Here is a 19,686-nt window from a genome sequence, read left to right on the forward strand (position 1 = left end):
CATTTCAAATAAAAAAGACGGGATATCGTTTCACCGTCTTTTAAACAAGATCTGTAATCAATTATTTAAACTGTAATATCATTACCATTGATAACCAACACCAACGCCTCCAGTAAAATCACCTTGACTATTTGAACTTCCCGTCAGTTTCAAGACAATTTTGCCATTATCTGAGATTTTTGAGACACCAACCGCAACGGCACTCTGCCCCTTATACGAACCACCCGCAATTGCAATCATTGATTTTCCCGGAATATACGCCTGTGGCAAACTACCTGTTGCAACTGCACCAGCAATCCCAGCACGATATTCATTCCGATTTTTATTGCTTTGCTTATTCAATTCATTAATTGCATTTGTATTTGCTTTTATGCCTTCAGCATTCGCTTTTACAGCAGCTGCCACTTTATTTAACTGCCCAAAATTTACTGCATCTGTTGGTTTAACTCCATCAGCGACCTGCGTTACACGACGGACATTATTATCCGCACCAAAGGACACTTCACCAATCACATTCACTGCAGCTTCAGAAGCAATGGTAGAGATCTGTTGTAAATCACGCTCATCTAATCTAGCTTGTGCATTACTCCCAATTGCTACACTATCTTTATGCGTTACTTCTGCATTTGCACCTAATGCAACCGCTCTTTCAGCACTCTCATCAATTAAGGTATTGCTACCAATTGCAATCGCTTCTATCGCATTTGCTTGAGCATTACCACCTGTAGCTAAAGCGCCTGCACCTTTGGCTTGTGCAGCTTCTGCATTCCCCTCTTTCGCATTATATTTAAAATATTTTGTTCCTTCTTCATTTAAACTAGTTGCGACTTTACTAAAATCACTAAGATTAACCGCAGTCGTTAACGTTGGATCGGTTGAAACCTCAGCAATATTATCTCTATTTTCATCAACTAATTCTGCTAATTTAGCAAATATATCAGTATTTTCCGCTGGCTCGTCTTCACCTAAAGTCGGCTCTAAAATACTTTTAATCCCACTAATCCCATTTTGATCAATCCTAATCCCATTCTTCATCTCAATTGAATTAAGACCTGTTAAATTTTCTGCTAACTTAACTTTCACACCATTGCCATTAGTAACCACTCCGATATTATTTTCGGTTAACTGATTACTATCCGCACCACCTTTAATCTCAAAGGTATCTCCTAGCTGACGCTTTGTGGTTCCATTGTCCGAAGCAAAACTCAAACCGCCCTCAACTTTTCCTGCTAGATCATCAACTTTCGTATTAACTTCTGAAATTGCACCATCAATCGTATTAGCGGTTGTGCCACCTAGATTTTCGACCGTACCATCTGAATTTGTCTCTTTACCGATTAATCCTGCAAGTTGATCACCAGTGATAGCCTGTTTACTCCCTGATTTGATTTCACCACCTTTTAGATTATCTAAGATAACGCCATCATTACCCCCTACAAGGGTCAGCTTATCTTTTCCTTCTGCTTTGATTCCAGCAAGATTATTCCCTGTTTGATCTTTAAAGACTAATTGATGATCTGTTAATTCAGATGAACCTTCTTTGCCCGTAATAGTTACACCATTTTCACTGATAGCCGTGCCTATTCCATCTTTTCCTTTTACCGTTAAACCATCTTTGTTTAACTTCAGCAGATCATTGTCATTCGCCCCTAAAGTGAGGCTATCTAAGTTAAGATCTTTATTTAGCTGAATATTCACAACCCCATTCTTAGCCACTGAAGTTGTAATATTGTTATCACCGTGAAAATCTAACACTCCCTCTTTTAATGAAATACTTTCTTTAACGCCATTACCATTTGCTTGGTAAGTTAATGATGCACCACTGATATTCTTATTTAATTCTTCAATCGCACCAGTAATAGTATTTGCATTCGTCCCAGCAATCTTACTACTAGCGATAAACTGACCATTTTCATCAATACTAATCCCATTGCCTAAAACAGTACCTAAGGAATCAACAATTTGTCGCACCTGATCACCATTAATGGCTTCTTTACTACCTTGTGCAATTTTACCTGCATTAAGGTTATCTAGCGTAATTCCAACACTACCATTACCTTGTAGCAAGATTTTACCCGTCTCAAATTTTAAGCCTGCTGTAATCTCATCGCCATTTTTCCCGATTATTCCAGTTGAATCTAATTCTACTCTGCTCCCATTTTTCGTTACTTTGAGCGTTTCAAATGTTGGGGTTTTAGTTAAGCCAATGGTGAATTTAGTATCATTATCGCTATACCCCACATATAAATTATCGCCAGAAAACCATTGTTCGGAGAACTGTATATCACTGCTAGCTTTAGCAATAGTCAGGGTTGAACCTAACGCTTTTTCCACCCCAGTTGTTACGCCATCGCTAAACTTATACCCTTTATTTACTGCTGTGATTAAATTATCAACTGCAGCTTTTAGTGAGGTTGGGGCGTGAGTAGCACCAGAGCCTTTTACTTCGGCATAGGTTGGCAGATTAGATAAGTCAGGTAAACTATCTGTTCCCAATACAGCTTTTGTTAATGTATGCAATTGTTTCCCATTGATCGCCTCAGTTGAGGTATTCGAAATCTCACCATCTATAATCCCTGTGATTTTCTTGTTCCCCAAACTAATACCAGTATCACTAAAACTTAGTATCGTACCATTGCCTGCTATTGAAGTAATACCAGTTAAAGCCGTTTTTAAACTGAATGTCACCTTACCACCGTTATTGACACCAGTAGTAATATTCTGATCACCGACAAAGTCTAAACCTTCACTTAATGCAACTGCGATACCTTTTGTTGACGTTGAACCATTTGTAACTTTATAAGCTAATTTAGTTGCACCTAAATTGTCATTGACATCGGTAATTTTCTGATTTAACTTCGCAATCGCATCGCCAATACTCGTGGCATCTTTAACCCCTGCTACATCGGCCTTTGTGGTTAGCTTTTCACCTTCAATTAGCGTAACATTATCACCTAATAAATTTTTCAACGTGGTATAAAGTTGACTACCATTCACTGCTTTATCAGAAGTTGCACTAATTACAGCCCCTTTAACTCCACTGATCGTTTTATCATTTAAACTTAAGCCATCACTATTCAGCGTTAAAGTTGTTCCATTCCCCATAACTGATTGAATACCTGTTAACGCTGAATTTAATCTAATTTTTATCTTATTATTGTCCATTGAGGTGGTGATATTATCCCCACCTGTAATAGCTAAAGTCTCACCTAATGCTTTTTTCACAGTTTGGTTATCATCAGTCGAAAAACTCAAGCCTTTTGCAATTTCAGTGGTATTTTTATTGATATTACTTTCATTTGTCGTAATTTTGTCTTTATTTTCAGTAATACCTTGCTGTAATTTGGCTGTTTCAGCTAATTCTTGCACTTTCTCTTTACTTAACGAAAGATCGAAAGTTTTTACATCACCATTAGTTGTTGTGATTTTCACGCTACTATCGTTACTTGTAACATTCACCGCTTCTTTAGCCAAATTTTTAACCACTGTTTTACCGTTTTGGTCGATATTAGCTAGATTTTTATTTGCATAGGTTTCATTTGCATTATCGGCTAAATTATCTAACTTAGTTTTAAGCGTTGATTCTAACTTGATTTTTAGACTATTCGCCCCACTTTCTGTGCTAATCCCATTCTCACCAGTAATACTCAGAACACTATCATTGCCTAGTGTAAATTGTTGATTGCCTTCATTATCGCCTTTAAATTTAAGAACGGAACTTCCCACATCTAGGAATTTTTTCCAATTATCCTTATTAACGGTTATGCCTTGATTGGTCGCTTTTTCAGGATCATCAGCCAATGCAAAAAGCTGTTTTCCTGTTACTGCATCAGTTGAAGCTGTGCTAATCTCTGCATTGGCTAATCCTGTTAGTTTTTTATGATTAATAGATAAATTATTCCCAGTAAAATCTAGTTCTGGCTTATCACTTCCACCTGAAATTTTATTGAAGATAGGTTCATTTTTAAGTGCAAACGTGAAAGACCCATTTCCTTTAGCATCTTTAGTATATTCAACAGCTAGGTTCTGCCCACCTTGTCCACCAATCGCTAGGTTGTTATCAGCAGGTTTAAGGGTTAATTTACTGCCTAAATATTGAGTCGCTTGGTGTTTATCATTCTCTGCTGTTTGGCTATCACTAAAAATCACCCCTTGATTAACTGTACTAATTAAATTATCAATCGCTTTTTTAAACGTGATCGCTTTATCTTGAGTCGTACCATTGGCTTGCTTCAGAGCAACAAAATCGGGTTGAGTAAAACCTTTGTGACCGTAAAATAATGTGATCCCTAATTTTTCACTTAAATCAGCTAATTGATCGCCATTAATTGCATCTGTTGATTGCTTAGCGATTGTTCCCCTTGCAACATTCCCCATTACCATTGCAGAACCAAGTAAAGTTAACGGTTTATTTCCAGTTTTAACTCCACCATTTTCACCTTTCAACGAAATAAGAACATCTTCAGTCGTTGCATCAGGATTTTTTACCCCAATTTTAATTTCAACACTATCAGGAATTGGAACTGCACCTTTAATCGGTTCTCCAGTGGTTGTATCAATTGGCACAAATTTATTTTCTTCATTAATCGCCAATTTTACTTTTTTTCCATATAACTCTGCGTAATACACCATATTAGGTTCAGTTCTTGCATAATATAAAGCCCGCAACTGTCCCACTGTGGCTACATCGGTATCTAATGCACCGGGTGATACGTTGATAATACGGCGTAGCCCTACCTCACCATTACCTTTATCCCCACCACCAACTGAAATAACTCCTGCACTATTATCAATTGGTAATTTATAACTTGAACCCGGTGGAACATACCCCTGTAAGGTATTTGCATCTGTTCCACTTAATCGTGGACCATAGGTATTTTCACCCGGTTGATTTGGGTCATAAAAATATTTAGTGGTTGAACGATACCCTAAAGCAACAGAATTATCCAAGCTTGCATTCGCTTCATTGCCTAATGCAATTGAGCGAGTAGTTCCCTCTGCAATACTTGCACTTGCACCAATAGCCATTGAGTTTCCAGAATTAGCACCTATTGTTGCACTTTGCCCTATCGCAATGGCATACGGTGAACCCCCTTTATTATTCCCATCTAATATTGAATCTTTTGCAATGCTAGCATTATCCCCAATAATGACCGAATGTCCTGAACCACCACCTAATTTAGACTCATTCCCTAAAACAATCGAATTATCAGAACCAATCGCAATCTTAACATCTGTCCCTAATGCTGTTGATTTACTGGATAATACTTTAGCATTGACCCCAATAGCATTACTGCTTCCAGAACCTTCGCCAACCAAAGATTTTGCCCCTAAGGCGATTGAATTATCTGCTTTAACAGTCGCAGAAGTCCCACCTGCAAACGCATTTTTTCCTGTTACATAAGAACCAACGCCTAAACCGATAGAGTTAATCCCGCCACTGCTAACATAGGTGTAAGATCCTAATGCAAAAGAATTATCTGCATCTGCTAATGTTGCATATCCAACCGCTAAAGAGTTCTTTTTCACTGCAAAAGATTTATTACCGATAACCACTGCATTTTCAGCTGGTTTTGCTGTTGTACCACCATTAGATGTCGCTAATTTTTTAATCTCATCATTCCCGATAGTTAGATAAGTATCTCCATCAGTGGTTAAGGGTAATCCATTATCTAAAACGGTTTTTAAACTATTATCAAAAGTATTGATCGCAACATCATCATTAGTGCCATTTAAAGAGGTATTTAATTGATTATAATATTCGACTAATTTTGCTGATCTTGAAGTATCAAACTTTGCAGCAGCAGCAACATTTGCCCCAATGGCAATCGAGCTTTTCCCTACCGCTTTAGCATTATAACCATACGCTACCGTACCTTGATTAGAGGCTTCAGTACGGTTTCCGATTGCAACTGAGTTACCAGCAAATACCCGTGAGCGTTCTCCTATTGCCGTCCCACCTTTCGCATCACTCGCCACAAAGGCTTGAATCCCCATTGCGGTCGAGTTATCCGCTAGTGCAAAAGACAAAGAACCTATGGATGTTGAGGTTATCCCTGCGGCAATAGTTCTTGAACCAATTGCAATTGCACCTCGTTTCCCTGCAAAGGTAGGAGAAAATTTGCGTTGGTCTCCCCATTTACTATTTTTTCCGTAAAAGGTTTCAAAATCCTTTTCGTTTGCTTTATCAGTTGAATTATCATAACTATTAAAGTATTTATAATCTCCTTCATATAAAGAGCGATAAATATCTTTAATCGTATTTTCAGGTAACTTAATTGAATATTCGGCATAACTTGCATCACTTTCATTTAAACCATCAATTAAGTCATCATTCCCAATCGCAACCGATGAAAGCCCCGTCGCATATGTATTTGCACCAATTGCTACTGATTGTGATGTTGCCATTGATTTCTGTCCAACGGTCACACCTTGGTTACCAAGGGTTTTAGCATCAGAACCAATTGCAATTGCTCCTGTTGTTGAACCTGTAATATGAGGTGCATTTTGTACTGTTGCATTAAAACCAATCGCAATCGAATATTCCATTCCCGCTTTTGCATTTACACCTACTGCAACGCCCATATCTCTAACATCAGCACTATTGGTATTTCCCTCACCAGTTTTAGGATTAAGGGCGATTTTATTTCCACCATTATTTTGATCATATTGACTATGAACCGCACCACTATCTACTGATAACCATTGTGCTTTCACACTCTTAGCTGGCACCATACCTAAAAACACAATTGATGATACTAAGGATCTTTTCATCATCAACTTCGTTCTTCTAAGCCGTCTTTTTAACTTTTTATTTTTCTTGCCTGATGACTTAGTTAATTCAGATACAGCAATCCAGCAACCTTTAGTTCGACTAAACACCGTACGATAGATATGATTCATAATAGCTTCCTTAAAACAACAACTAATACACCATTGAATTCAATAACGTACCTTTCACAATCAAACCTCATTAATTAAACCCAACCATAAAATGTAAATTAACACAATTAAACACCTAACATTAATTTATATTTAAAGAGATTTATTAATTAAATAATCAACTTAATGGTTAATTAATATGGTAAAAAATAGACAAAAAGCCTATTTATTCGACTTTTTGAGATAATTATAGACGATTGATGAGATTTGGAAAGTAATTAATGTCATTCTATATACAAAAAATTACTTTTAATTTAAAAGTAAATTTACATTAAATGACATTAACTTGTTGTATTGATTAGATTTTCTTAGGCTATTAGAAAAATATGATTCAGATCATTGAATGATGATATTTTATACAAAAATATCTTGATAAAATCTAATTTTTTGTTTTTAAAGCTTAATTCTATCTATGACCTAGGCTATTAACCGAGTAATCCGGGAAATAATTTGATAATTCCAGCTGCACTAATTTCTATTCCTAATGCCATCAAAATCAATCCCATTATCCTTGTTACTACATTACTACCTGTTTTGCCAAGGTATTTCATCACGATTGGACCAGAACGAAAAAGCCAATAACAGATAAAAGCAAAGAGAATGATCATTAAGGTAAAACCTAACCAATCCGCCCAACTGGTATAACGTGATCCCCATACAATGGTGGAACTAATTGAACCGGGGCCTGCCATAATTGGCATAGCTAAAGGTACTACGGCGATGCTATCTGCTTCTGAAAAGTCTGTTGCTTTTTCTTCTTTATTTTGTTTTTCTTCTCCTAGTTTTCCGCTAATCATTGACATCGCAATCGACATAATTAATAAACCACCTGCTATGCGGAAAGAATTGAGTGAAATACTAAAAAAATTCAGGATACTTTGCCCAAAATAGAGTGCAACCAATAAAATGATAGCAACGGAAAAAGTCGTGATACGATTTGTTTTATTCCGTTCTTCTTCATATAAATGAGCCGTCATTCCCATAAATACTGGCAAAATCCCAAAAGGATTGATGATTGCGACTAAACCAATAAAAAATTGAAGGTAAATCGAAAAATGATCAATAAAAATGTGGATAAAATCCATTGTAATTCCTTAATAAAAACCGCCATATCAAAGATATGACGGTTAAATTTTTAAATCTTATTTACCACCAATAACAGTTAGCCCATTCATATATGCCTGTAATACTTCTGGCACTTGAATGCTTCCATCTGCTTGTTGATAATTTTCTAAAATTGCAACTAGAGTACGCCCTACCGCTAAACCTGAACCATTTAAGGTATGCACTAATTGTGTTTTTTTATCACCTTGACGGCGATAACGTGCTGCCATTCTACGAGCTTGGAAGTCTCCCATATTTGAACAAGATGAGATTTCACGGTAAGTATTCTGTGCAGGTAGCCACACTTCTAAATCATAAGTTTTACAAGAACCAAAGCCCATATCTCCACTGCATAATAAAACTTTACGATATGGTAAACCTAATAGTTGTAAAACTTTTTCAGCATGACCTGTTAACTCTTCCAACGCTTGCATTGAATTTTCTGGTTGGACAATTTGTACCAATTCAACTTTATCAAATTGGTGCATACGAATTAAACCACGAGTATCACGTCCATAAGATCCTGCTTCAGAGCGAAAACAAGGTGTATGAGCGGTCATACGCAATGGTAAATTCGCTTCATCTAAAATTTCATCACGAACTAAATTTGTTACTGGTACTTCCGCCGTTGGAATCAATGCATAAGCCTGTTGCCCTTCTAATGCTTGAGTATGGAACAGATCTTCGCCAAATTTAGGTAATTGTCCTGTACCATAAAGACTTGTGTGATTGACTAAATAAGGAACATAGGTTTCAAGATAGCCGTGCTGTTGGGTATGTAAATCCAACATAAATTGAGTTAATGCACGGTGTAAGCGAGCAATTTGCCCTTTCATAACCACAAATCTAGCCCCTGTTAGTTTCACTGCCGCAGGAAAATCTAGACCACCACATAATTCGCCTAAATCAACATGATCCTTAATCTCAAAAGCATATTGTTTAGGTTCTCCCCAACGGCTGATTTCCAAATTATCGTTTTCATCTTTCCCTAAAGGGACTTCATCAGCAGGAATATTGGGGATCGTTAATGCAATATCTTGCAGTTGTTGTTGCACTTGCTCTAATTCTAATTTCGCTTGTGTAAGTTGATCTCCCATATCATTTACTTCAGCGAGTAACTGGCTAATATCTTCTCCTCGTGCTTTTGCCATACCGATATTTTTTGATCGGCTATTGCGTTCAGCTTGTAACGTTTCAGTTTTTACTTGTAACGCTTTTCTTTGTTGTTCAAGTTGCTGTAATGTTACAAGATCTAAATTAAAACCACGGCGAATACGCAATTTTTCGGCAGTATCCTCTAAATGATTACGTAAAAGATTTGGATCGATCATATATTTTCCTTAAGTATATTTTACTGCTAATTTAATTTTCTATCTGAGCATTGCTAAAACAGAGATTTTCTCAAAAAAATGTTGCTATTTTAGCGATTATTTTCTCTTAGGACTAGTATTCTATTTGATCTAACCCTTGAAAATTAAAAATTTAATCAAATCTATAACCATCTTCATTGAGACTGAGTAAAAATAAAAAAATCTCCTATCCAAGCTGATAAGAGATTTTAGTGATTTGAGATTATTTCAGAAAAAAGCGATAAGCTTTGCTCTCGGTAACATCTTGATAAGCATAAGCTAACTCACTGAGATGTTGTTCAAACTGATTAAAATCATCTTGTTCAAACTGAAAGCCTGCAAGAATATTGCCATAATCTGCCCCGTGATTACGATAATGAAATAGAGAGATATTCCAATGCGTTCCCAATTTTTCAAGGAATTTTAATAACGCCCCTTTTTGTTCTGGAAATTCAAAACTATACAATCTTTCTTGTTTCTCACAATTTGTTCTACCACCAATCATATAACGAATATGCGTTTTTGCCACTTCATCATTACTCATATCTTCAACCGCAAAACCAGAATAGCTTAATTCAGCGATAATTTCGCTCTTTTCACTTTCATTTTGTGTTCTTACCCCAACAAAAATACAAGCTTGTTGCGTATCAGAATAACGATAATTAAATTCGGTTACCGCACGATCCCCCAGTAAATGACAAAAAGTTAAAAAGCTACCTTTCTGCTCGGGGATAGTAACAGCTAATAAAGCCTCTCGTTTTTCACCAATTTCACACCGTTCAGAAACATATCTAAGAGTATGAAAATTTAGGTTAGCTCCTGATAACACTGTTGCTAAATTTTCATTTTGTAAAGCGTGTTCTTTGGCATATTTTTTTAATCCAGCTAAGGCTAATGCCCCCGAAGGTTCTGCAATCGCTCGTACATTCTCAAACACATCTTTCATTGCTGCACAAACTTCATCACTATCAACTAAAACTAGATCATCAAGATATTGTTGGCAAAGACGGAAGGTTTCATTTCCAATACGCTTCACGGCTACACCATCAGCAAAAAGTCCTACTCGTTCTAAATCAACTGGTTTTCCTGCTTGAAATGCAGCATATAAACAGGCTGAATCTTTTGATTCCACTCCAATGACTTTAATTTCTGGCATCAGCTGTTTAATCAGAACTGCCACCCCTGCTGCCATACCACCACCGCCAACAGGCACAAAAATCCGATCCAACTCGGAATATTGTTGTAACATTTCCAATGCTAAGGTTCCCTGCCCAGCAATCACCATTGGATGATCAAAAGGAGGGATAAAACTCATCTTTTCACTTTCTGACAACGCTATCGCTTTCGCTTTTGCTTCATCAAAATTTGCACCAAATAACAACACTTCTCCGCCAAAAGCTTGCACCGCTTCAACTTTGATCTTTGGGGTATTTTGAGGCATAACAATCAAGGCTTTTAAGCCCAATAATTTTGCGGATAAAGCGACCCCTTGAGCATGATTACCAGCGGAGGCGGCAATAATACCCGCTTTACGTTGTGTTTCAGTTAAAGATGACATCATCGCATAAGCACCACGTAATTTAAAACTATGAACAGGTTGACGATCTTCTCGTTTAATCAAAACCTGATTTCCTAACCTCGCACTTAATTTTTCCATTGGTTGTAACGGGGTGATTTGAGCGGCTTGGTAAACTTTAGAACCTAACGCAATAATTGCTTTTAAATATTCTGCTCCTGTTGGTTCTTGTTTCGTCAGTAACTCTTTCATCAGTAATATTATCCTTCTAACTTAGTCCGATCTCTTACTGCCCCTTTATCCGCACTGGTTGCCAATGACGCATAAGCACGTAATGCTAAGGAAACTTGACGCTGACGATTAACTGGCTTCCACCCTTTTGCATTCATTACTTCTCGCCGTTTTGCCAACTCCTCAGCAGAGACTAATAGTTCGATTCTCCGTTGCGGAATATCAATTTCAATAATATCGCCATTTTCAACTAATCCGATTGTGCCACCATTTGCCGCCTCGGGAGAAACATGTCCAATGGATAATCCCGATGTTCCACCTGAAAAACGCCCATCTGTTAATAATGCACACGCTTTTCCTAATCCCATCGATTTTAAATAACTGGTTGGATATAACATCTCCTGCATTCCCGGTCCGCCTTTTGGTCCTTCATAGCGGATTACCACCACATCACCAGCAATGACTTTTCCACCTAAAATCGCCTCAACAGCCTCCTCCTGACTTTCGTAAACTTTGGCTGTTCCTTTAAAAGTGAGAATACTTTCATCAACACCAGCCGTTTTCACAATACAACCATGCTCCGCCAAATTACCACTTAACATTGCTAAACCACCATCTTTGCTATAAGCATATTCAACACTGCGAATACAGCCATTTTGGCGATCATCATCTAAAGTTTGCCAGCGACAATCTTGTGAAAATGCTTGGGTGGTACGAATCCCTGCTGGCCCAGCCCGATAAAATTTTTTCACATCTTCCGTGGCTTTAGCACGAATATCATAACGCTCTAGCTGTTCTGCTAAACTGATACCCAATACCGTTCGGGTATCAGTATGCAGTAATCCACCTCGATCTAACTCACCTAAAATAGCCATAACGCCACCAGCTCGATGAACATCTTCCATATGATATTTGTTAGTATTTGGTGCAACTTTACTTAGACAAGGAACAATTCGAGACAAGCGATCAATATCCAACATACTAAAATCGACTTCTGCTTCTTGAGCGGCAGCCAGTAAGTGTAAGACTGTATTCGTTGAACCGCCCATTGCAATATCAAGACTCATCGCATTTTCAAAAGCTGCTTTAGTGGCTATTGAACGTGGTAAAACGCTGTGATCATCTTGTTGATAATAGCGTTGGCATAAATAGACAATTTCTTTTCCTGCTTGAATAAACAGTTGTTTTCGATCTGCGTGAGTTGCAAGGCAGGATCCATTCCCCGGTAAACTTAGCCCTAGTGCTTCGGTCAAACAATTCATTGAATTCGCCGTAAACATACCAGAACAAGAACCACAGGTAGGGCAAGCAGAACGTTCAATCTGTTGGCTATCTTGATCCGAAACATTTGGATTTGCTCCTTGGATCATCGCATCAACGAGATCTAATTTAATCAGTTGATCAGATAGTTTTGTCTTCCCCGCTTCCATTGGACCACCTGAAACAAAAATTGCAGGAATATTTAAACGCAATGCTGCCATTAACATTCCCGGAGTGATTTTATCGCAGTTAGAAATACATACCATTGCATCTGCACAATGAGCATTGACCATATATTCAACCGAATCAGCAATTAATTCACGGGAAGGTAAAGAATACAGCATACCGCCATGTCCCATTGCAATTCCATCATCAACGGCAATGGTATTAAATTCTTTTGCAATTCCTCCTGCCGCCTCTATCTGTTCAGCGACTAATTTTCCAAGATCACGCAAATGAACGTGCCCGGGAACAAATTGAGTAAATGAATTGACTACGGCAATAATAGGTTTCCCAAAATCACTCTCTTTCACCCCAGTCGCTCGCCATAATGCTCTTGCCCCCGCCATATTACGACCCTGTGTACTGGTCGCCGAACGTAGTTTCGCCATAAAATTTCCCCCTATTCCACGATAACATTAGTAACGTTATATAATTTAATTAATTGAGCTGTCAGTAAGGAGATAGCCCGTTCACTACTCACACTCATTGTTAATTCAATCTGCTGATTATGTCGTTGCATTTGTAACTGTTCAACAACAAAACCACGGTGTCGAACCACACGTAAAATGCGTTCTAGTGTTTCTGGTCGCCATTGAGCTTGAACTTTGATTTGATAGTTTTGCATTGCTATACTCCAATATCTTCCAACATTTCATCATTACTCGCACCGGGTGGGACTAATGGCCAAACATTTTCATCTTCATCAATAGCGACATGTAAAAGATAAGCTCCTTTCGCATTAAGCATTCGATCCAATGCACCATTAACATCTTTACCTTTTGCAATACTTTCTGCTTCAATTCCAAACGCTTGGGCTAATAGGACAAAATCTGGATTATCTTCCAAAATCGTTTCACTATGACGACCACGGAAAAATAAACTTTGCCACTGTCTTACCATACCTAAACGCTGGTTATCTAATAATAAAATTTTAATCGGCAAGCCAGCACGTTTAATGGATCCCAATTCTTGGATATTCATCATAAAAGAACCATCACCTGTAATTAAAATAACGGGATCTTGTGGTCGGGCTTTTTGTGCACCTACAGCCGCAGGTAAACCATAACCCATAGTGCCAAACCCTGCAGAAGTAATATAATTTTCAGGTTCAAAATGTTGCATATGCTGAGCAGACCACATTTGGTGTTGTCCAACATCTGTTGTGACAACTGCATTCTTTGGCTTTTTCTGCGACAAGGTATTAAGCAACCACCACGGATTAATATTCTCATCACCTGAATTTTCCGCATATTTCACCGCAAAATCTGCTTTTAAACGTAATATATCTTGTTGCCACGCTTCAATCTCTAACGGTAGAGTTAATGCTTTTACGGCTTGACTTAAATCACCTCTTAAAGCCAGATCTGCACGCCGTAATTTATTTAATTCAGCTAAATCAATATCAATATGTATAACCTTAGCGTGCGGTGCAAAAGTCTCTAATTTTCCAGTAACCCTATCATCAAAACGTGCACCTAAGACCACTAATAAATCACTTTCTTGTGCTGCATAATTAGCCGCTTTTGTACCGTGCATACCAATCATTCCCATATAATATGGGTTATTCGGTGGTACACAGCCTAATCCTTTGATCGTTGAAAAACTTGGAATCTGAGTAATAGCTAAAAACTCACGGACTACATCTACTGCTTTTGCCATTCCAACCCCACCACCTATATAAGCGACAGGGCGTTTTGCTTGCTGTAATAATGTTTTTGCTAAATTAAGATCTGATTGAATAATAGAGGGAGGAGCTTGTAGAGGTTTAACAATAGGTTCTGCTTTAATTTGAGCAAATTGAACATCTTTTGGAATATCAACTAAAACAGCCCCCGGACGCCCACTTTGTGCAATATAAAAAGCTTCAGCTAAGATCGTTGGCAATTCTGCAATATCTTGCACAATAAAACTATGTTTCGTACAAGCAAGAGATAACCCTAACATATCAACTTCTTGAAAAGCATCAGTGCCAATAAAAGGAGAAGCAACCTGCCCTGTTATGGCAACAATAGGAATAGAATCCATTGTCGCATCGCCTAGTCCTGTGATTAAATTTGTTGCCCCTGGACCTGATGTTGCAATACAAACCCCCACTTTTCCTGTCGCTCTTGCATAACCAATTGCAGCAATCGCTGCACCTTGTTCATTCCTACAAAGTAAGTGATCGAGCCCTGAATCATAAATCGCATCATAAACTGGCATAATAGCACCACCTGGGTAACCAAATATTGTCGTTACATTATGGGCTTTTAAACACTCAGTGATAAATCTTGCTCCATTCATATAATTCCTCAACGTCTTTTTTTGATATAAAAAACCCTCGCATTATGTAGTTTGCGAGGGCTTATCTGACCAAAAATCTTTTACTGCATGGTTTTATTTTGGTTATCAACAAGCCTCGCAGTGATAATAATCACTACGAGGTTAATAATGCTGACTAAACAAAATAATGCCATATCAATATCCAATGCAGGTCAAGTATGTATGTTGTGTGCTTTAATTCTCTTTATTGATACCATATTTAATAGATTATGCAAGTGGTTTTTAACCATTTCTTAAATTTAAGAAAAATAAGTTAACAAATAGATTTGAATTAAAAGTTTGTTAAAATTATCACACTTTTTATTCGTTAAAATTTCATTCATTAGAAAGATAAGGATTTTTATGCCATTACTTTATATTAGTTTCGGAGCAGTATTTGGTGCTTGCTCTCGCTGGGGATTAGGCATTTTACTTAATCCTTTTTTTAATTCATTAGCGTTTGGGACATTAATTGCAAATTATCTAGGTTGTTTTTTGATGGGCATAATTTTAATGCTGTTCTCTCAATATCCTGCGATCAATCCAGAATGGCGACATTTTTTAATTACTGGTTTTTTAGGTAGTCTGACAACATTCTCTGCTTTTTCGGGGGAAGTAATTGAAAATTTACTTTATCAACGCTATCTGCCTGCAATTGGGATTGCTAGCCTACATTTATTCGGTTGCTTGCTCTGCACGATTTTAGGTGTATTGTTGTGGAAAGTCCTCTTTTAAATAAGGAAAAATTAACTGTTTTGGTAACAACAAATTAAAACAGTTAATTTTTATAATAAATTTATGGCACTAATCAACGAACGCTATTTCACAATCCGTAAATGAGAAAGAGGTTTCTCAGGGCTTGATTTCTCTGTTACTTCATCTGTTTTTTGTGCTGTAACTTGTTCTTTTTTTAGTACTACTGGTTGTTCAATTTCAACTATATCTTGTTGATAACAAGATTCAGGTTCAAACATTATTCCATCGGCAGTTTCCCGTGCATAAATTGCGATTGCTGCCCCCATTGGAATTTCAATTTCTCGAATCCGCCCATTAAAACGAGCATTAAATGCGATTTTCTCGTTGGTTAATTGAAAGCTTCCCACTGCTGTTGGAGATAAATTCAATACAATTTGCCCCTCTTTAACATATTCTGACGGAACAAAAGTATTTGGATAAGTGGCATCCACCACTAAATAAGGTGTAAAACCACTGTCTAATAACCAATCAAAATAAGCCCGGAGTAAATAAGGGCGTTTAGCGACTACTTTGTTTTTCAACATTATTTATCATCCGTAAATAAACAAACACCTTCGCTACCTAGCGATTTTTCAAAGCTTTTACGAGCAAAACCTCTTGCCATATAACTTTTAATTGCTTTACTACCCGCTCCAGTAAATTCAACCCCTAACAGATGTAAACGCCATAACAGTGGTAATAAATAACAATCAACTAAACCAAATTCATCTCCCATAAAATAATTATGTTGAGAAAATAGCGGGGCAATAGCTAATACTTGTTCCCGCAACTGTTTTACAGCTTGTTGTCTTTCTGGATTATCAAAATTTTCCTCTTGAGCTAAAAGTGGATACCAATCTTTTTCAATTCGATACATTAATAAGCGGCTTTTAGCTCGTTCAATAGGATAAACAGACATTAATGGTGGGTGTGGAAAACGTTCATCTAAATATTCAATAATAATTTGTGAATTAAATAATACTAATTCTCGATCAACTAAGGTCGGTAAAGTTCCATAAGGATTCAATTCAATTAAGTCTTCAGAAACAGCATTTTTATCCATAACTTCCAACTCATAAGTTACCCCTTTTTCTGCCAAGACAATTCTCACTTGATGGCTATAAATATCATTTTTATCCGAAAAAAGAGTCATTACTGAACGTTTATTGGCAGAGTTAGTCATTTCTTCCTCCAAAGGAAACTAGCATATAATATTTGTAAAGTCGAAATCTCATCATTTTTTGATGATTTAGTCATTAATTTTAACACAAAATATACGTTATTGGTTAGGATATAACACTGAATATCAATAAATTTAAAGTGAATTACTTTTATTTATCTTATTTAATGAATAATAAGCGATTATTCTCTCAATAACCGCTTATCAATAAAAGTTTAAAGACGAAATGATAAAAAGTTATTTTTTCTTTGCATATTTTAATGAATCTATCGCCACAGCCAAAATAATGATTGTCCCTTTAATAATATATTGCCAGTATGGATTCACGCCAATATAAGTTAATCCGTAGTTAATTACGGTAAAAATAATTACACCTGTTACTACACCAATGACTGTTCCAACACCACCAGCAAATGAAACACCTCCAACAACACAAGCTGCAATTGCATCTAATTCATACATAAAGCCGAGATTATTAGTCGCACTACCAATCCGTCCTGCTTCAAGCATACCACCAAAGGCATAAAAGACAGCGGCTAAAACATAAACAGCAATTAAATTACGTGCAACATTTACACCAGATACACGTGCAGCTTCAGGGTTTCCGCCAATAGCAAAAATATTTTTTCCAAAACGGGTTTTATTCCAAATAATCCAAACAATAACGGTCGCAATTAAAGCATAAATAGTTATATAAGATAAACGAAAAGAACCTAAGCGAAAAAAGCCTTGCGCAAAATTAGAGAAAGATTCACTAAACCCAGCGATAGGAGACGATCCTACTGCATCATAATAAAGTGAGTTAATTCCATAAATAATAATCATCGTACCTAAGGTTGCAATAAAAGGCGTTACATTTAGATAAGCCACCACTAAACCATTCAATAAACCTATTACTGCTCCAACTGCACAAACGATTAAAATCACAACAGGAATAGGCATTTCACCTAAATTGGGAAAGACTTTGTTTACATTATCCATTGCTTGCAATAATGTTGCTGAAATCACTGCGGCTAAACCGACTTGACGTCCTGCAGATAAGTCCGTTCCTTGAGAAACTAAAATCCCTGCCATTCCTAAGGCAATAATTAACCGTACTGAAGATTGGGTTAAAATATTACTCAAGTTGAGTAAACTCAAAAATGTATCATCTTGTGAAACAATAATACCTAATAAGATTAATAATACAAAATAAATTGCATTTTGCTTGAAGAAATCAAACGATTTTTTACGTTTTAGATCTGCCATAATCAAATTCCTTACGTCTAGATGTTGCTTATAAATATTTCGCTGCGAGTTGTAATATTTCTTCTTGTGAAGTTTCAGCGGTATTGACAATACCTGCAACTCTCCCATTACTCATAACCAGAATACGATCAGTTACGCCCAGTAATTCTGGCATTTCAGATGAAATCATAATAATGCCTTTATCTTTTTTGGCTAACTGTAAAATCAATTGATAAATTTCAAATTTTGCACCAACATCAATTCCTCGTGTTGGTTCATCCATCATTAAAATCTCTGGCTGAGTTAATAACCAACGTCCTAAAATCACTTTTTGTTGGTTTCCGCCTGACAGTGAGCCTATATGCGTTTTATGCGTTGGTGTTTTTACATTCATTGCATCTATCACCCACTGCGTATCACTTTTCATTTTAGCGCCGTTTAACAAGCCTAACTTCCATAAATAAGACTTCATATTAGAAATTAGTGAATTAAACTCAATACTTAAATTTGCATAAATACCAGTTGAACGCCTCTCCTCAGTAACTAAAGCAAAACCATGATTAATCGCTTCTAACGCTGTGCGGTTTTTTACCTCTTTTCCTTCTAGCAAAATCGTTCCTGCTGATTTTTCTCTGATGCCAAAAATAGTTTCCACAATATCTGTCCGTTTTGCTCCAACTAGTCCAGCAATCCCTAAAATCTCTCCTTTACGTAAATTAAAGCTAACATCTTGAATAGAAGGTTGATTTTTAGCAGTTAAATTTTTTACTTCTAAGATAGTTTCTTTCGGAACATTGGTTTTTTCTGGAAAACGCTGGGTTAATTCTCGTCCTACCATCATTGCCACCAATTTATCCATATTGGTATCTTTGATCGCAACTGTATTTACCCATTTTCCATCTCTTAATATTGTTACTTCATCACAAATCTTAAAAATTTCTTCCATTTTGTGTGAAATATAAATAATGCCGCAACCTCTTGCTTTTAACTTAGCGATAATTTTAAATAAATGTTCCACTTCTTTTTCTGACAATGACGATGTTGGTTCGTCCATAATCACAATTTTGGCGTTGTAGGAGAATGCTTTAGCTATCTCTATCATTTGCATTTGTGAAACAGAGAGATCCGCTACTTTTTCTTTCGGATCAATCTTAATATCTAACTCATCAAAAATAGCTTTTGTATCTCGATACATTTTGCCATGATCTACCAACCCGCCTTTTACGGGATAGCGTCCTAACCACAAGTTATCCATTACATTGCGTTGACGAACTAAATTTAACTCTTGGTGAACCATTGAAATGCCGTTTTCTAACGCCTCTTTTGAGGTTTTAAAATTGACTTCTTTCCCCAGATAAAGGATCTCCCCTTCATCTTTGGTATAAATTCCAAATAAACATTTCAGCAGTGTTGATTTCCCAGCACCATTTTCTCCCATTAGTGCATGTACAGAAGAAGAACGTACGACTAAATTAGCCTGATCTAATGCTTTTACACCGGGAAAGGACTTACTGACATTTTTCATTTCTAACAGGACATCGCTGTTTTGGGTTACCATTTGCATTCTTATATCCACCCTGTGAAAAAGAGAGGGTATATCCCCTCTCCAAATCTATTAC

General features: G+C 36.9%; 12 protein-coding genes. 1 reads left to right on the top strand and 11 read right to left on the bottom strand.

Annotated elements, in window-relative coordinates; genetic code table 11:
- Positions 1 to 81 precede the first annotated feature (81 nt).
- The 7 genes from CEP47_RS04830 to ilvG form a co-directional block, all read right to left on the bottom strand.
- Positions 82 to 6,903 carry a YadA-like family protein gene (locus CEP47_RS04830; RefSeq protein WP_261920694.1) on the bottom strand — a complete coding sequence of 2,274 codons (6,822 nt, stop codon included), beginning with the start codon at positions 6,901 to 6,903 and terminating at the stop codon, positions 82 to 84.
- Between the two features lie 464 nt (positions 6,904 to 7,367).
- Positions 7,368 to 8,012: a YchE family NAAT transporter gene (locus CEP47_RS04835; protein WP_373463131.1), complete on the bottom strand. Its 645-nt coding sequence runs from the start codon at positions 8,010 to 8,012 to the stop codon at positions 7,368 to 7,370.
- A gap of 72 nt (positions 8,013 to 8,084) precedes the next feature.
- The gene (gene serS / locus CEP47_RS04840) at positions 8,085 to 9,377 is read right to left on the bottom strand and encodes a serine--tRNA ligase (protein ID WP_261920692.1); all 1,293 of its coding nucleotides are present in this window, start codon (positions 9,375 to 9,377) and stop codon (positions 8,085 to 8,087) included.
- Between the two features lie 241 nt (positions 9,378 to 9,618).
- Positions 9,619 to 11,163: a threonine ammonia-lyase, biosynthetic gene (gene ilvA / locus CEP47_RS04845; RefSeq protein WP_261920691.1), complete on the bottom strand. Its 1,545-nt coding sequence runs from the start codon at positions 11,161 to 11,163 to the stop codon at positions 9,619 to 9,621.
- 8 nt (positions 11,164 to 11,171) lie between these two features.
- On the bottom strand, positions 11,172 to 13,013 hold the full coding sequence (gene ilvD / locus CEP47_RS04850) for a dihydroxy-acid dehydratase (RefSeq protein WP_261920690.1): 1,842 nt from the start codon (positions 13,011 to 13,013) through the stop codon (positions 11,172 to 11,174).
- 11 nt (positions 13,014 to 13,024) lie between these two features.
- Positions 13,025 to 13,249: an acetolactate synthase 2 small subunit gene (gene ilvM / locus CEP47_RS04855; RefSeq protein WP_261920689.1), complete on the bottom strand. Its 225-nt coding sequence runs from the start codon at positions 13,247 to 13,249 to the stop codon at positions 13,025 to 13,027.
- A 2-nt stretch (positions 13,250 to 13,251) separates the two neighbouring features.
- A complete protein-coding gene (gene ilvG, locus CEP47_RS04860) occupies positions 13,252 to 14,907 on the bottom strand; it encodes an acetolactate synthase 2 catalytic subunit (protein WP_261920688.1) in 1,656 nt (551 codons plus the stop codon).
- A 381-nt stretch (positions 14,908 to 15,288) separates the two neighbouring features.
- Here ilvG and crcB point away from each other — a divergent pair, with 381 nt between their 5' ends.
- Positions 15,289 to 15,660 carry a fluoride efflux transporter CrcB gene (gene crcB / locus CEP47_RS04865; protein ID WP_261920687.1) on the top strand — a complete coding sequence of 124 codons (372 nt, stop codon included), beginning with the start codon at positions 15,289 to 15,291 and terminating at the stop codon, positions 15,658 to 15,660.
- Between the two features lie 83 nt (positions 15,661 to 15,743).
- On the opposite strand, the gene CEP47_RS04870 is transcribed toward crcB, so the two are convergent.
- From CEP47_RS04870 to mglA, 4 genes are all read right to left on the bottom strand, one after another.
- Entirely contained in the window at positions 15,744 to 16,202 is a 459-nt protein-coding gene (locus CEP47_RS04870) for a ClpXP protease specificity-enhancing factor (protein WP_373463132.1), read from the bottom strand.
- A gap of 2 nt (positions 16,203 to 16,204) precedes the next feature.
- A complete protein-coding gene (sspA, locus tag CEP47_RS04875; protein ID WP_261920685.1) occupies positions 16,205 to 16,843 on the bottom strand; it encodes a stringent starvation protein SspA in 639 nt (212 codons plus the stop codon).
- Positions 16,844 to 17,077: 234 nt separating this feature from the next.
- Positions 17,078 to 18,088, bottom strand: coding sequence for a galactose/methyl galactoside ABC transporter permease MglC (gene mglC / locus CEP47_RS04880; protein WP_261920684.1), 1,011 nt, complete (start codon positions 18,086 to 18,088; stop codon positions 17,078 to 17,080).
- Positions 18,089 to 18,116: 28 nt separating this feature from the next.
- Positions 18,117 to 19,631: a galactose/methyl galactoside ABC transporter ATP-binding protein MglA gene (mglA, locus tag CEP47_RS04885; protein ID WP_373463122.1), complete on the bottom strand. Its 1,515-nt coding sequence runs from the start codon at positions 19,629 to 19,631 to the stop codon at positions 18,117 to 18,119.
- Positions 19,632 to 19,686 lie beyond the last annotated feature (55 nt).

The organism is Mergibacter septicus (assembly GCF_003265225.1).
GTDB classification, from domain to species: Bacteria; Pseudomonadota; Gammaproteobacteria; order Enterobacterales; family Pasteurellaceae; genus Mergibacter; species Mergibacter septicus.

Excerpts from the sequence above, each read along its gene's own strand:
- crcB (WP_261920687.1), top strand. The coding sequence starts at position 15,289 with ATGCCATTACTTTATATTAGTTTCGGAGCAGTATTTGGTGCTTGCTCT.
- mglC (WP_261920684.1), bottom strand. The coding sequence starts at position 18,088 with ATGGCAGATCTAAAACGTAAAAAATCGTTTGATTTCTTCAAGCAAAAT.
- serS (WP_261920692.1), bottom strand. The coding sequence starts at position 9,377 with ATGATCGATCCAAATCTTTTACGTAATCATTTAGAGGATACTGCCGAA.
- mglA (WP_373463122.1), bottom strand. The coding sequence starts at position 19,631 with ATGCAAATGGTAACCCAAAACAGCGATGTCCTGTTAGAAATGAAAAAT.
- ilvG (WP_261920688.1), bottom strand. The coding sequence starts at position 14,907 with ATGAATGGAGCAAGATTTATCACTGAGTGTTTAAAAGCCCATAATGTA.
- ilvA (WP_261920691.1), bottom strand. The coding sequence starts at position 11,163 with ATGAAAGAGTTACTGACGAAACAAGAACCAACAGGAGCAGAATATTTA.
- sspA (WP_261920685.1), bottom strand. The coding sequence starts at position 16,843 with ATGACTAACTCTGCCAATAAACGTTCAGTAATGACTCTTTTTTCGGAT.
- CEP47_RS04830 (WP_261920694.1), bottom strand. The coding sequence starts at position 6,903 with ATGAATCATATCTATCGTACGGTGTTTAGTCGAACTAAAGGTTGCTGG.
- ilvD (WP_261920690.1), bottom strand. The coding sequence starts at position 13,013 with ATGGCGAAACTACGTTCGGCGACCAGTACACAGGGTCGTAATATGGCG.
- ilvM (WP_261920689.1), bottom strand. The coding sequence starts at position 13,249 with ATGCAAAACTATCAAATCAAAGTTCAAGCTCAATGGCGACCAGAAACA.